The following is a 14124-nucleotide window of genomic DNA, read 5'->3' on the forward strand; positions in this document are numbered from 1 at the left end:
TGCAAGCCGGTTCGAATTGCCTGCTTCTCTGCAAAAAAGTACAACTTATTTTATCCATTATCTTTACAGGTATTGCGTGAAATAAGCAGTTTGTTGCTTGTAACTGTTTTATACTTTGAATTTATTAACCGCCTGGATTAATTCTTCAGCCATTTTTGCCAGTGCCTGACTGGAAGCGGCGATTTCTTCCATGGACGCCGATTGCTCCTCTGTTGCGGCAGAAATAGTTTGGACCTGAGCCGCCGCTGCTTTACCTGCCTCATCTATATGGATAGTTGCCGAGCTAACCGTTGCGCTGTCCGTCGACACGATTGCCAACGCCTCGTTTACCTGATTTATATTGGTTACTATATTGCCGACAAGGGCTGTAATCTCCGCAAATGCGTCCCCGGCTTTATTTACAGCCTCGGTACTGTTATTTACGATTACGCCGGTTTCGGACATTCCTTCTACAGCCGCCTTAACATCAGCCTGATTGGCGTTGATGAGCTCTTTAATGTCTTTTGCCGCATTGGCAGACTGCTCTGCCAGTTTGCGTACCTCATCGGCAACTACGGCAAAGCCTCTGCCATTCTCGCCGGCACGGGCGGCTTCAATAGCCGCGTTCAATGCCAGCAGATTGGTCTGCCCGGCAATATCTGTTATGACATTAACAATTTCGCCGATTTGTTTAGAGCTTACTGCCAGCTTGTCAACAGCCATCCCCACACGCTTGGTACTTGTCCTCACAAGCTCCATCTCTTGTACGGCATTTGTTACAAATACAACTCCGTTTTTGGTGGCAGCCAGTGCAGTATCAGCCCCCGCGGTAATGGTTTGGGCCGATTCGGCTACCTGGTCTAAGCTTGCTGCCATATGCCCAACCGCGACAGCGGTCTGATCCAAAGCTTTACTCTGAGTTTCAGTGCCTGCAGCTACTGCCGAAATAGACTCAGCCACATTGTTAGCTGTTTTGGCTGTTTGATCAGCACTGGCAGTCAACTGCTCCGACGAAGCAGCCACCTGTTCTGCAGCCTGCGATACTTGCCGTACCAAGTTACGAATATTTCCTGCCATTTGCAAACAACTGCCAGACAACCGCCCGACCTCATCATTACTATTAATACCTGCTTGGTTCACATTAACTTGTAGATTTCCATTAGCCATTTCCTGCATAAATCTACTTAGCGCATTCAGCGGGTTGGAAATCCTGCCGGCAGCCAGAACGATTATAAATCCGAGAAGCGCAATAGTAACTATGCCAATACCTATACTGTAGTTGCGCATAGTAACCAGATCCTCGAAAAATTCCTGGGTAGGGGCGGTTGTTACAAACAGTAACGGCGTCCCTGCAATAACAGTCGCGCAATATGACTTTTCCTCACCGCCATAAACACCTGTTGCAATCATACCGCTGGGTTCAGCTTTTATGTGATTATAAAGGGACTCCAATTCACCGTTATTAACCGTCTGCATATATTCACCGGCTTTTATCGCCGGGTGAATAACAAACATCCCGTTACTGTCCAGGATAAAACCATAGCCGGTCTTAGCTACTTTTGTTGCCAGTACGAGATTCTTAACAGCATCAAGATTGACTTCAATGGCAATAACACCTGCTGTCATTCCGTTACGGACAACCGCCTTGGCAATGGTAACAATTGTCTTACCGGTTGTTTGGCTCACATAGGCATTTGTTACAAGAAATTTATCCGGATCGGCAATCGCATTTGTATACCAGCCTCTCACTGTGGGATCATACCCGGGAGGCATGGAGCCCTCTGCCGATTTTATAAAACGTTTATCCGCATAGCCAACACAGATGTTATCTATATTGTCGGCGCTCTTATGTACGCGTTTAAATAATGCCTCTGCTTCGTTATCAGGCACAGGTACGGACAATGCCTGAGACAGCGTCAACACCAGCCCTCTTACCCTCTCGAATTCGGTTTCAACATCTTTGGCCCGTTGGAGCCCGTCATTAACCATAGATAAATTTACATACTTAACCACTGCTTCATCAGCAATGTGATAAGATACTACGGAAGATAAAGCAAAGAAAACAATCACCGGAGTCAGTACAAACAGCAACATCTTCGACCTAATTGAGTCAAGCTTGATGATATTATCCAGTTTGCGAAACATGAGTCCACCCCTTTCTTATGCGTTTGATATAGGTTACAGAACACCGCTGTTGCAGTAGAAAACCTACTATTGCAACAGCGGCTCTTATTTTACAGTTTAAGGAAGTTCCTCACTCCGCTCGGAACTAAGCGATTCACACAAGTTCTGTCGTCGCGTTGCTCCTAATAACTTGGTTCACTGCTTATGAGTATGCAGCAGTTCATGGGATTTGTGACTTAAGGGTTTACCCAGGAACTCGTCATACAACGCTTTCACTGCCGGATTTTTGTGCGACTGCCTGATAGGCAGCTCGCGGTCGGCCTGATACAGACCGGCCATCCGGGCTTCCTTGGTAGCCTTGGTGGTGCCCCAGGGCTGACCGCCGCCGCCAATGCAGCCGCCAGGACAGCACATGATTTCCACAAACTGATACTCACAGTCGCCGGCGCGGATTTTATCCAAAATGACCCGGGCATTTTTCAGGCCGTTGGCAATGGCCACTTTGACTTTCTTGCCATCCAGGTCCACTTCGGCTTCTTTAACGCCGGTGAGGCCGCGTACGCCTTCGAAATCGACGTTGGCCAGTTCTTTGCCTGTGACTACTTCGTAGACGGTACGCAGCGCGGCTTCCATAACACCGCCGGAGGTGCCGAAGATGACGGCGGCGCCGGTGGACAGGCCAAGGGGTGCGTCAAATTCTTCTTCGGTCAGTTTATTAAAGTCAAAGCCGGCTTGTTTGATCATTCTCGCCAGTTCACGGGTGGTTAAGACGATGTCGACATCCCGGTAGCCGCTGCCGTTCATTTCGGGACGCGCGCTTTCATATTTCTTGGCGGTGCAGGGCATGATGGAGACAGATACGATTTTGGCGGCGTCGATACCGGCTTTTTGAGGGTAATAGCTTTTGGCCAGGGCGCCAAACATTTGCTGCGGCGATTTGCAGGTGGAGACGTTGTCCAGCAGGTCGGGATAGAAGGTTTCGACAAAGTTGATCCAGCCGGGGCTGCAGGAGGTGATGAGGGGCAGGGTGCCGCCCTGGCTCATTCTTTCGAGGAGTTCGCTGCCTTCTTCCATGATGGTGACGTCGGCGGCAAAGTCGGTGTCAAAGACTTTGTCAAAGCCTAAACGGCGCAGGGCGGCTACCATTTTGCCGGTGGTGATGCTGCCTGGCGCGAGGCCGAATTCTTCGCCGAGGGCTACCCGGACGGCGGGGGCGACTTGGACGAGTACATGGTTATCGGTGTCGGCAATGGCTTGCCAGACTTTCTCGGTTTCGTCGTTTTCGTAGAGGGCGCCGACAGGACAGACGGCTATGCACTGGCCGCAGTAGACGCAGGTGCTGTCCTGGAGCGGCCGGTCGAAGGCGGTGGTGATTTCGTAGTCCACAGACCGGTGGGCGGTGTTGATGGCGCCGACGGTCTGGACTTCCTGGCACATTTCGACACAGCGGCCGCATTTGACGCATTTGGACATGTCGCGGACGATGACGCCGTTGGAGGCTTCGACAGGGATTTGTTTGGGCTGGTTTTCAAACAGGGGCTTAGCTATGCCAAAGTCACGGGCCAGCTGCTGGAGTTCACAGTTGGTGTTTCTGATGCACTGGAGGCAGTCCTGGGGATGTTCGGCCAATATGAGTTCAAGCACGTCTTTTCTGGCCTGGCGGACAGCCGGGCTGTTGGTGATGAATTCGGCGCCGTCCCAGACTTCGTTGCTGCAGGCGGTTTTGAGTTTTTTCTGGCCTTTAAGCTCGACTACGCACAGGCGGCAGGTAGCTCGCACTTTAAGGTCCGGATGGTAGCAGAGTACGGGAATGTCGATGCCGACCATTTTGGCGGCATCTAAGATCAGGGTAGTTTCAGGACATGATACGGGGATGCCGTCTATGGTAATGTTGACGATTTTATTGGGATCGGATGCATGATGACCCACACTACTCACCTCTTTCCTGTTCAGTAAAGCAAATTTGTGCCGGACATTTCTGGTTCAGGTGATCTTCGAATTCGGCTTTAAAGAGCTTCCAGCAGGTGTTGAGGGCTACGGCTGCCGATTGGCCCAAACCACAGAAGGAGGCATTGGTCATGGTGTCAATTAACCGCCGCAGCACGGTCATGTCGTGCTGGGTTGCCTGACCTGCGGAAATTTTGCCCAGGATCTCATAGATTTGCTTGTTGCCTTCGCGGCAGGGGGTGCATTTGCCGCAGGATTCATGGATGAAGAATTCGGTTACGCCTTTGAGGTAGTCGATGACGCACACGTCTTCGTCCATAACGACGACGGCACCGGAGCCAACGCTTAAGCCGGCATTGCGGAGGGCTTTGTAACAATAGGGGGTGTCAAGCTGGGCTTCACTGCCAATGGGGCCGGACTGGCCGCCTAAATGGAAGAATTTTAGTTTTTTGCCGTCAGGGATGCCGCCGCCCAGTTCAGGGTCATAGATGACATCGCGCAGGCTGACGCCAAAGGGAATTTCGTATACGCCGCGGTTAACGACGTTACCGGACAGACAGACCAGCTTGGTGCCGCCGCTGTCTTTGGTACCATAGCTTAGGTATTTGTCGCCGCCTTCTAAGACAATGGTGGGGATGTTGGCAATGGATTCTACGTTGTTTACGAGGGTGGGCAGGAGGAACAGGCCGACTTCGGCCAGATGGGGCGGTTTGATGCGCGGGCGGCCGGCCTTGCCTTCGATGGAGTTTAGGAGGGCGGAGTTTTCGCCGCAGACATAGGCGCCGGCGCCGGTCATGATGTGGATGTTGAATTCAAAACCGCTGCCCAGGATGTTTTTGCCCAGATAGCCGGCTTTGACGGCATTGTCGATGGCGCTTTGGAAGACTTTCTGAATGGCGCGGTATTCGCCGCGAATATAAATATAGCCGTCGTGGGAGTTGAACACATAACCGGCAATGGTCATGCCTTCGATGACCCGGAGCGGATCCTGGCCTAAAAGGATTTTATCCTTAAAGGTGCCTGGCTCGCCTTCGTCGGCGTTAATGACAATGTATTTGGGGAACTCGGGAATTTCCAGCAGCTGTTCCCATTTGGAACCGGCCGGATACGCCGCGCCGCCGCGGCCTAAGAGCTTGGCCTTTTTCACTTCGCCGATAATGTCTTCCGGTTTCATGGTAAAGGCTTTTTTCAGACCTTCATACCCGCCGGACTTTACATAGGCTTCGGTACAGTCAGGACGAATGACGCCGCAATTGCCGGAAATGAGTTGGTTTATTTTTGACATGACGACACCCCCCGGTAACTTGTCACAATTTCGGCTACCTTGGCTGCGGTCAGGTTACCATAGACTTCATCGCCGATTTTGGCTACCGGACCAATATCACAGGCGCCCACACAGCTGGTGTGCAGCAGGGTAAACTGATTGTCAGGAGTGGTCTCACCCAGCTTAATGCCCAATTCTGCTTCAAACAGGGCCACTACGGCATCGGCTTTGGTTACATGGCAGGGTGTGCTTTTACAGATTTCAATGACATATTTGCCCCGGGGCACCGTACTGAACATGGCATAGAAGGTAAGAACATCATGGATTTTGCTGATGGGCACATCCAGTTGGCAGGCGACGACTTCCGCCCATTCTTCGGCTACGTAGTTTTCGCCGGAGGTTGCCTGAATATCTAATAGTATTGATAACAACTGCTCTTTGGCTTTACCATATTGATTGATAATCGCCAAGACTTGCTCGTATCTTCTGATGATTTCTAGTGCCTGGTCTTTTGTTACTTTTGAACAACACATGCTTGTTATCTCACCCTTTCCTGAAACTGACTGGCACCCTGGCCAGACGGGCTATTAAAAGAAGCCGTTCTTATGCAAAAAGGCCCCAGGGTTGTCCGATCGTTTAGCGACTGCATAAACCCAGTGGCCCGCCTACGCGGAAATCATAATGACTTCACGGGACTTTTCCCGCAAACGCCTTTACCCTTTCAACGCAGGCGGACCACTGAAACCGCTCTGACTATAATGGCACTATCGCAACAACGCCCCGGAGATGACCATACGTTGAACCTGGTTGGTTCCCTCGTAAATCTGGGTAATTTTCGCATTTCTCATTAAACGTTCAACAGGGTATTCGCAGATGTATCCATAACCACCAAAAATCTGAACAGCATCTGTAGTTACTTCCATAGCAATGTCGGAAGCATACATTTTAGCCATCGCCGATTCCTTAGAATAGGGCAAGCCTTGGTCCTTAAGCCAGGCAGCCCGGTAAACCAGGAGACGTGCTGCATCAACTTTGGTGGCCATATCGGCAAGCATGAAGCCGATTGCCTGATTATTGGCAATTGGTTTGCCGAACTGTACCCGCTCTTTAGAGTATTTTACTGCGGCATCAAGCGCAGCCTGAGCTATCCCGAGTGCTTGGGCGGCTACCCCCAGCCGACCGCCGTCAAGAGCAGCCATGGCAATTTTAAAGCCTTCGCCTTCTTTGCCCAGCATGTTCTCTTTCGGCACTTTAACATCCTGGAATACTAATTCCATCGTAATGGAGGAGCGAATGCCCATTTTATGTTCCTTTTTGCCAAAGGTAAAACCGGGCATGCCTTTTTCCATAATAAAAGCGGTGATGCCTTTTACACCTTTTGCCCTGTCGGTAATGGCGAAGACAATGTAGGTTTCGGCTTCTCCGGCATTGGTAATAAAAATTTTACTGCCATTGATCAGATAATGGTCGCCTGCCAAAACGGCTACTGTCTGCTGTCCGGCAGCATCAGTACCGGCATTTGGCTCTGTAAGGCCAAATGCTCCCATATGCTGGCCCTCTAACAGCGGGCGCAGGTATTTCTCTTTTTGGTCTTCTGTGCCAAAAGCAAAAATTGGCCAGGCACATAATGATACCGTAGCAGATAAAGTAATACCGATACCGTCATCGACTTTCGACAATTCTTCAACAGCCAGGAGATAGCTGAGATAATCGCCGTCTGCTCCGCCATACTTTTCCGGGAAACAAATGCCGTTTAATCCCATTTCTCCCATAGCATCAATTAAAGAACGGTCAAACAGACTCTCTTCATCCCGTTTGACAACACCTGGCGCCACTTCTTTCTCGGCAAATTCCCTCACCATTTTTCTCATCATTTGTTGATCTGCATTTAATTCAAATTGCATCACATAACACTCCTATAACCTAATTTATCTTGTACCTTTATCAAGGTTTTTGCTGGGCACAGACCCACTGGGTTTTGGGGAATATAAGCGGGTATTCAGGTGAGGAATATCCCCACCTGAATTAACCAACCCAATCTATGCAGTAAGCCCTATTGTCCTTTAAAAACAGGCTTTCTTTTTTCAAGAAATGCGCTCATTCCCTCTGTCTGGTCATCGGTGGTAAAGCACATACCAAACAGCTCGGCCTCAAAAGCATAGGCCTGCTCAGAATCCAGTTCCACGCCCCGGTTAATGGCAGTCTTGGCTTGACTGACAGCAATGGGTGCTTTGGTTATAATCCTTCCGGCCAGGTCTTTGGCGGCAGTCAAAAGTTCTGCATGCCCAACTACTTTATCAACCAGGCCAATGGCCCGCGCTTCCTGCGCGTCAATGATGTCACCGGTTAAGATAAGCAGTTTGGCCTGGCTTTTGCCTGCCAGTCTTGCTAACCGCTGCGTGCCGGCAAATCCCGGGGTAATACCTAAATTTACTTCCGGCTGGCCAAACCTAGCTTTTTCGGACGCCACCCTGATATCACAAGCCATGGACAGTTCGCAGCCGCCGCCCAGAGCAAAGCCGTTAATGGCGGCAATTACTACCCGAGGGAAGTTCTCGATCTGGGAAAAAACCTGCTGACCTAATCTCGCCCAATCCCTGGCGGCAACAGCAGATATATTTGCCATCTCGGTAATGTCTGCACCTGCGACAAAGGCCTTTTCACCACTGCCGGTAAGGATAACCGCGCCTACTGTCGAATCAGCCTCTAACGCTTTAAACACACTGTCAAGTTCCAGCACGGTTGCCCGGTTAAGAGCATTCAATTCCTTGGGCCGGTTAATAGTGATGACCACCACGGCCCCGTCTCTTTCAACAATCAGGTTGTTATATGCCTGCATGGACGAACCTCCTCCGTTTTAGTTGTATGTATAAAAGCCGCGGCCGGATTTGCGTCCTAACCAGCCGGCGTCAACATACTTGCGCAGCAGCGGGCAGGGTCTGTATTTGGAGTCACCATAACCTTTATACAATACTTCCATAACATACAAAATAGTATCAAGACCAATCAAATCCGCCAGCGCCAACGGTCCCATCGGGTGGTTAAAGCCTAATTTGGCTACATTATCAATATCTTCCACACTGGCAACGCCTTCCATGAGCGCATATACCGCTTCATTAATCATGGGAACCATGATTCTGTTGCCGCAAAACCCCGGGAAGTCTTCTACTTTTACCGGTGATTTCTTCAGAGTAACCGCGAACTCGCGGATGGTTTCATAAGTCTCGTTCGAAGTAGCCAGGCCCATAATGATTTCCACTAACTGCATCACAGGCACCGGGTTAAAGAAGTGCATGCCAATAACTTTGTCCGGGCGCTTGGTTACGGCAGCAATTTGCGTTATCGGCAGCGAGGATGTATTGCTGGCAAGTATTGTATGCGCAGGGCATACCGCATCAAGGGTAGTAAAAATCCCCTTTTTGATTTCAAAGTTTTCCACAGCGGCTTCGATGGCGAAATCCACATCAGCTGCGCTGGCCTTCAAGTCAATGCTGCCGCTAATCCGACCCATAATTTCCTGTTTTTCAGCCTCCGCCAGCTTGCCCTTTTCCACAAGTTTGCTCAGATTTTTCTCAATTCCCTTAAGACCGCGTTCAACAAATTCAAGCTTAATGTCGTTAATAATTACTTCTATTCCTGCTGTCGATGCTATCTGGGCAATACCGCTGCCCATCTGACCGGCTCCGATAACCAGCAACTTTTTAATGGCCATATGCATATCCTCCTCCACACAATCCTATACAGTTAAACCTTTTCAATAACAGTTGCTATCGCCGGGCCGCCGCCCACACACAGGGAGGCCAGACCATACCGTTCGCCTCTGCGTCCCATCTCATAAATAAGCGATACAATAATCCTGGCTGCGGTACAACCTACCGGATGCCCCAAACCGATACCTGAGCCATTGGCGTTAACTTTGTTCATATCCAGTTTGAGCTCCCTGTTTACGGCCAAAAATTGGGCGGCAAATGCCTCGTTCAGTTCATAATAACCGATGTCTGACGCCGTGAGCCCGGCGTAACTAATGGCCTTCGGCACAGCATATGCAGGACCTATACCCATAATTTCAGCTTCAACCCCCACACTTGCGGTAGAGAGTAGTTTAGCCAGCGGCTTTATTCCAAGCTCATGCGCTTTTTCCGCACTCATAAGTACCAAAGCGGCTGCCCCGTCATTTACGCCGGAGGCGTTGCCGGCGGTGACCGTACCTCCTTTTTTGAAGGCAGGTTTCATAGACGCCAGTTTCTCTAAGGTGACATCGGCGCGAGGATGCTCATCGGTGTCAACAAGCATTGCCCCTTTTTTAGTCTCTATGGTGACAGGCGCAATTTCATCCTTAAAAATTCCGTTTTGAATGGCTGTGACCGCTCTTTGGTGGCTGTTGAGCGCCAATTCGTCCTGCTCTGCCCGGGTAATGTTATAGCGCTCTGCGAGGTTTTCAGCCGTAAGCCCCATATGATAACCCATAATCGCGCAGACTAGTCCGTCATACAGCATAGAATCCTGTACATCGCTTGGCCCCATACGGTACCCTTCTCTTGCTCCTTTTAACAGGTAAGGAGCCTGGGACATGCTTTCAACCCCGACTGCAACGGCAATTTCGGCTTTGCCCAGCAGGATGGATTGACTGGCTAATTCAAAAGCCTTCATCCCTGAGCCGCATTGCTGATCTACGGTATAGGCATACCCTTCTGCCGGCATACCGCATTTTAACTGAATCTGCCGGCCGGGATTTCCTTTGACACCTGCTTTATAAATCATGCCGCAGGCTAATTCCTCAACTTGGGCCGGTTTGATTTGCGCCTGAGCCAGTGCTGCATTTACAGCCGTTATCCCTAGTTCAACCGCGTTTACGCCTTTCAGCTTACCAAGAAAATCACCAATCGGTGTACGCTTTGCTCCGACAATTACAACTTCACGCATATCATTACCTCACTTTATCAAATGACTTTTCTGGCTCGCAGTTCAGCTATTTCTTCCCCGCTCATCCCGGCATACTCTTTCAGCACGGCTTCAGTATTGCCGCCAAGCAAAGGAGGCGCCTCATTATTAATTACACTGGTCTCGGAAAAGCGCATCGGCGTTGCCGGTAATTTTACTTTGCCAAAAATGGGATCCTCGACTTCTACAATCATATCTCTCATCAGGAATTGCTGATCCTGCATCAATTGTTCTATATCCAGCACCGGAGCCGACGGCACGCTGCTGGCTTCTAAAATGTCCAATGCTTCGTTGACATCTTCAAAACCCTGCAGCCATTCTTCAATGATTGCCACAGTTTCGTTTAAGTTCTGCGCCCGAAGAGTTGTGGAGCTGAACCTGGGATCATTAATATACTCCGGCCGGTTCATTGCGGTACAAAGCCTGGCCCATATTGCCTCATTGAGCGCTCCGAGGACAATATATCTTTCCCGTCCGGCGTCAAAAACGCCGTAGGGCCCCATAGTAGCATGGTGCGGACCCGAGCGGCCCGGTTTATCTGTGCCACCACTCATCGTGTAACGGGGAATGGCCGTTTCAATAATGGCACTCAGGCAGTCTCGCAGCGAAATATCGATATACTGTCCTTTACCGGTCTTTTCGCGATAATATAAGGCGGCTAAAATAGCGCCAAGGGCATGAGAACCGGCATTTACGTCACCAATGGAAGTACCGCTGCGGGCCGGCCGGCGGTCCGGATCACCGGCCATCCACATTAAACCGCTCATGGCCTGAGCGATAATATCATAACCTGCCCGCTGCGAAAGCGGGCCTTTTTGACCAAAGGTGGAAATAGAACACATGATGATATCAGGTTTTACTGCTTTGAAAGCCTCATAGGAAAACCCGAGCGATTCCATAACACCTGGCTTGAAATTTTCTGTAATGATATCAGCCTGCTTGGCAAGCTTAAAGATAATTTCTTTGGCCTTGGGATCTTTTAAATTTAAGGTAATTGATTTTTTTCCCCGGTTAAGCATCATAAAATAACCGCTTTGCCCGTTGACAATCGGGGACATCTGCCGCTCATCAGCGCCCTTGCCCGGCTGTTCAACCTTAATGATTTCGGCTCCCAAATCCCTGAGTATTTGCGTTAAATAGGGCCCGGCCAATACGCGGGTAAAATCCAGCACCCGCAGTCCGGCCAAATTTTTTTCTGCCATTTTCACCACTCCTGTATGGTTAAGGGTGCAGTGGTTGCTGCACCCTATTTTATTGTTCTGTTAATTCAGTTACTGAGCAACCCGAATGGCATCCAGTATAGCGGCGGGTAAATCTTCCTCCCGGACAGGCCAATTCCGGACACTTTCGCTGGTCACGACAATATGTGGACCGGTGAATTCCGGGAGGGTTGCACAACCTACCTGACAGCTATTGAGAACCAGCAACACTTCATAGCCACCCGGGTCATCCCAGCGGACAAAGTGTACCCCCTCTGCCGCTGCTTCTGCGGCCAGTGCTTGGAAAAGTTCCGGCATATCCAGGCGAGGATTGCAGTTTCCGCAAAATTTGACGCCTATCCTCATGCTGCCTGTCCTGCTATTTATCTTTGTTTGCAGCAACCCCGGCAATATGCAGGGCTAATTTCTTTTTGTGTTCAAGGTTGCCCAGCTTGGAATACATAACTTTTTGTGCCTGCGGCGAACCGGCGCCATGCATACTCTCTACCAGGGCAGTACCGCCTGTCATATTCTCGATCAGCCGGGCCACCCTCATTCTGTCCTCTGTCGATACACCGGCTGCACCTTTGAAATATTTATCCACATACTTCCCGATTTCCGGATGACGCAAATCAGATTCCGAAGGCAGAGTGGCAGTCAGGCCGCCGCCGATGTCCTGTGCCAGCCGGTCAATATCATAAATCAGCCGGGTGACATTGTGTTTACCCACATTGGCCAGCAGCGGATCAACAAAGTAGCCGCCGGAGGCTGTCGGTTTTCCTTCCGCCGAGCAGGCAATGGAACAAGCATACAGGCTTTCTGTCAAATGAATCATTTCATTGATTTTTTCTTTGACATGTCCGGCTTTGCCATAACCGCTCATATCGGCCATGACAGCTGCCGCACCAATAACCACATCGGAAACGCCGCCTTTGCAGCCACCATAGTTCTGACGATGATAGCAGGCAAATCGCTCTACCAGCAGACCGGAAAATTCCGTTTCCCCACACATAAAGACCTTGTCCCAGGGCACAAAGACATCTTCCAGCACAGTCAGGCATTCGCCGCCAACAATACCATACCGAGCATTGCCTTGATCGATGTCACCTTCACATTTACGGTCATCGTTGGTTTGGCGGCCAAAGATATGGATTACTCCCGGTGCATCTACCGGTATGGCGCATGATACGGCATAATCGCTATCATCAGGCGCCATTCCCATTGTCGGCATAATCAGCATTTCATGGGAATTGACCATACCGGTCATATGGGCTTTAGCACCGCGGACAATAATGCCTTTATCATTTTTTTCAACAATCCGGACAAACATATCCGGATCCGGCTGTTGCCCGGGACGTAGGCTGCGGTCGCCTTTCGGATCAGTCATGGCGCCGGCGACCATCAAGTCATTTTCCTGCCAGTTGATCAGGTATTTTTTCAGGCGTTCATGATATTCAGTGCCTAGCTTCTTATCCATTTCATAGGTAACGGTATAGAGAGCGTTGATGGCGTCAAAGCCTACGCAGCGCTGATAACAGGTTCCCGTCTTTTGCGAAATCATCCGCAGCATTTTTACTTTCTTCAGCAAATCGTCCACACTTTGGTGAATATGGGTAAACCGATTGATTTTTTTGCCGGTAAGATGCGAAGTGGTGGTCATCAAATCTTCGTATGCCGGGTCATGGGCCAAATCAAAGGTCAGCGCCGCCGAATTCACATGCCCGCGGATAAAGGGATGGTCGACAACCTCTTCACTTTTAAGCAATTGGCCTTTGATATATACTTTGATATTCCGTTGTCTTAGACTGTCTATATACTCTTTGCCTGTTCTCATGTGTTTGCCCTCCTGTTTCGTTCGCTATTTATATTTGATCCGGCGCAGAACCGGCGGCTTACCTGGCCGCCCACCCGCCGTCAACTAACAGAGTGTGACCGGTTACATAGTTTGACCAGTCAGAACTCAGGAAAACAGCCGGTCCGGCTACCTCTTCGAGGGTGCCGATTCTGCCCAGCGGCGTGCTGTCTAAGATCGGCTTCAGTCTGGCTTCGTCATTCAGCCAGCCCTCGGTCATCGGGGTACGGATATAGGCTGGAGCCAGACAGTTGACATTAATGTTGTATTGAGCCCACTCTAAGGCCAGCACCTTAGTAAGCTGGACAACCCCCCCCTTGCTGGAGCAATAGGCTGCCAGCCACGGCATGCCGACTACCCCCATAACGGAAGCAACATTAATTACCTTACCACCGCTCTGTTGCTTAATCATCTCTTTACCCACACGCTGCGCTACCAGAAAGACACCTTTCAGATCGGTGCCAATTACTTTGTCCCAATCCGCTTCTTCCACATCGACTGCCAGCTTGCGGATATTCATGCCGGCGTTATTTACCAGAATATCAATTTTGCCAAAGGCGTTTACGGCTGTTTGCACCATGTTGTCAACCGAGCTGACAGAGCTCACATCACAGGATATAGCTATAGATTTGCGTCCTAATGCCTGTATTTCTTTGGCAGCTTGCTCGCCTTCAGACAGATTTCTGCTTACAATGACAACATCAGCGCCTACCTGAGCCAGCGCCTGAGCAATGCCCAAGCCGATACCCTTACTGCCACCTGTCACTATTGCCACCTTACCTGTTAGGTCTGCACTCGGAAATTTCATACTATTACCC

Annotated in this window: 12 protein-coding genes; all 12 read right to left on the minus strand. The window is 50.1% G+C overall.

Going from position 1 to position 14124, the window contains the following annotated elements:
• Positions 1-108: 108 nt before the first annotated feature.
• The 12 genes from GT1_RS10140 to GT1_RS10195 all read right to left on the minus strand — a co-directional run bounded on the left by GT1_RS10140 (position 109) and on the right by GT1_RS10195 (position 14114).
• The gene (locus GT1_RS10140; RefSeq protein WP_188398595.1) at positions 109-2124 is read right to left on the minus strand and encodes a methyl-accepting chemotaxis protein; all 2016 of its coding nucleotides are present in this window, start codon (positions 2122-2124) and stop codon (positions 109-111) included.
• Positions 2125-2298: 174 nt separating this feature from the next.
• Positions 2299-4032, minus strand: coding sequence for an NADH-dependent [FeFe] hydrogenase, group A6 (locus GT1_RS10145; protein WP_223226164.1), 1734 nt, complete (start codon positions 4030-4032; stop codon positions 2299-2301).
• Between the two features lies 1 nt (position 4033).
• Positions 4034-5335: an NADH-quinone oxidoreductase subunit F gene (locus GT1_RS10150; RefSeq protein ID WP_083945380.1), complete on the minus strand. Its 1302-nt coding sequence runs from the start codon at positions 5333-5335 to the stop codon at positions 4034-4036.
• Positions 5323-5847 (minus strand): NAD(P)H-dependent oxidoreductase subunit E, encoded by a 525-nt coding sequence (locus GT1_RS10155; protein ID WP_075753373.1) that lies wholly within the window; start codon positions 5845-5847, stop codon positions 5323-5325. Before GT1_RS10155 ends, GT1_RS10150 begins: the two co-directional genes overlap by 13 nt.
• A gap of 231 nt (positions 5848-6078) precedes the next feature.
• Positions 6079-7218, minus strand: coding sequence for an acyl-CoA dehydrogenase (locus GT1_RS10160; protein WP_075753371.1), 1140 nt, complete (start codon positions 7216-7218; stop codon positions 6079-6081).
• Positions 7219-7367: 149 nt separating this feature from the next.
• Positions 7368-8153, minus strand: coding sequence for an enoyl-CoA hydratase-related protein (locus GT1_RS10165; RefSeq protein WP_188398596.1), 786 nt, complete (start codon positions 8151-8153; stop codon positions 7368-7370).
• Between the two features lie 18 nt (positions 8154-8171).
• Positions 8172-9026 (minus strand): 3-hydroxybutyryl-CoA dehydrogenase, encoded by an 855-nt coding sequence (locus tag GT1_RS10170; protein WP_075753367.1) that lies wholly within the window; start codon positions 9024-9026, stop codon positions 8172-8174.
• A gap of 32 nt (positions 9027-9058) precedes the next feature.
• Positions 9059-10237, minus strand: coding sequence for a thiolase family protein (locus tag GT1_RS10175; RefSeq protein ID WP_188398597.1), 1179 nt, complete (start codon positions 10235-10237; stop codon positions 9059-9061).
• 17 nt (positions 10238-10254) lie between these two features.
• Positions 10255-11457, minus strand: a complete 1203-nt coding sequence (locus GT1_RS10180; protein ID WP_188398598.1) for a CaiB/BaiF CoA-transferase family protein — start codon at positions 11455-11457, stop codon at positions 10255-10257.
• Between the two features lie 69 nt (positions 11458-11526).
• Positions 11527-11772 carry a hypothetical protein gene (locus GT1_RS10185; protein WP_188398599.1) on the minus strand — a complete coding sequence of 82 codons (246 nt, stop codon included), beginning with the start codon at positions 11770-11772 and terminating at the stop codon, positions 11527-11529.
• Positions 11773-11833: 61 nt separating this feature from the next.
• Positions 11834-13288, minus strand: a complete 1455-nt coding sequence (locus GT1_RS10190; protein WP_188398600.1) for a 4-hydroxyphenylacetate 3-hydroxylase family protein — start codon at positions 13286-13288, stop codon at positions 11834-11836.
• A gap of 58 nt (positions 13289-13346) precedes the next feature.
• A complete protein-coding gene (locus GT1_RS10195; protein ID WP_188398601.1) occupies positions 13347-14114 on the minus strand; it encodes an SDR family NAD(P)-dependent oxidoreductase in 768 nt (255 codons plus the stop codon).
• Positions 14115-14124: the final 10 nt, after the last annotated feature.

Source organism: Sporomusa sp. GT1, assembly GCF_014634905.1.
Lineage (GTDB): Bacteria > Bacillota > Negativicutes > Sporomusales > Sporomusaceae > Sporomusa > Sporomusa sphaeroides.

Excerpts from the sequence above, each read along its gene's own strand:
- GT1_RS10150 (WP_083945380.1), bottom strand. The coding sequence starts at position 5,335 with ATGTCAAAAATAAACCAACTCATTTCCGGCAATTGCGGCGTCATTCGT.
- GT1_RS10165 (WP_188398596.1), bottom strand. The coding sequence starts at position 8,153 with ATGCAGGCATATAACAACCTGATTGTTGAAAGAGACGGGGCCGTGGTG.
- GT1_RS10155 (WP_075753373.1), bottom strand. The coding sequence starts at position 5,847 with ATGTGTTGTTCAAAAGTAACAAAAGACCAGGCACTAGAAATCATCAGA.
- GT1_RS10180 (WP_188398598.1), bottom strand. The coding sequence starts at position 11,457 with ATGGCAGAAAAAAATTTGGCCGGACTGCGGGTGCTGGATTTTACCCGC.
- GT1_RS10140 (WP_188398595.1), bottom strand. The coding sequence starts at position 2,124 with ATGTTTCGCAAACTGGATAATATCATCAAGCTTGACTCAATTAGGTCG.
- GT1_RS10185 (WP_188398599.1), bottom strand. The coding sequence starts at position 11,772 with ATGCCGGAACTTTTCCAAGCACTGGCCGCAGAAGCAGCGGCAGAGGGG.
- GT1_RS10170 (WP_075753367.1), bottom strand. The coding sequence starts at position 9,026 with ATGGCCATTAAAAAGTTGCTGGTTATCGGAGCCGGTCAGATGGGCAGC.
- GT1_RS10160 (WP_075753371.1), bottom strand. The coding sequence starts at position 7,218 with ATGCAATTTGAATTAAATGCAGATCAACAAATGATGAGAAAAATGGTG.
- GT1_RS10190 (WP_188398600.1), bottom strand. The coding sequence starts at position 13,288 with ATGAGAACAGGCAAAGAGTATATAGACAGTCTAAGACAACGGAATATC.
- GT1_RS10175 (WP_188398597.1), bottom strand. The coding sequence starts at position 10,237 with ATGCGTGAAGTTGTAATTGTCGGAGCAAAGCGTACACCGATTGGTGAT.
- GT1_RS10195 (WP_188398601.1), bottom strand. The coding sequence starts at position 14,114 with ATGAAATTTCCGAGTGCAGACCTAACAGGTAAGGTGGCAATAGTGACA.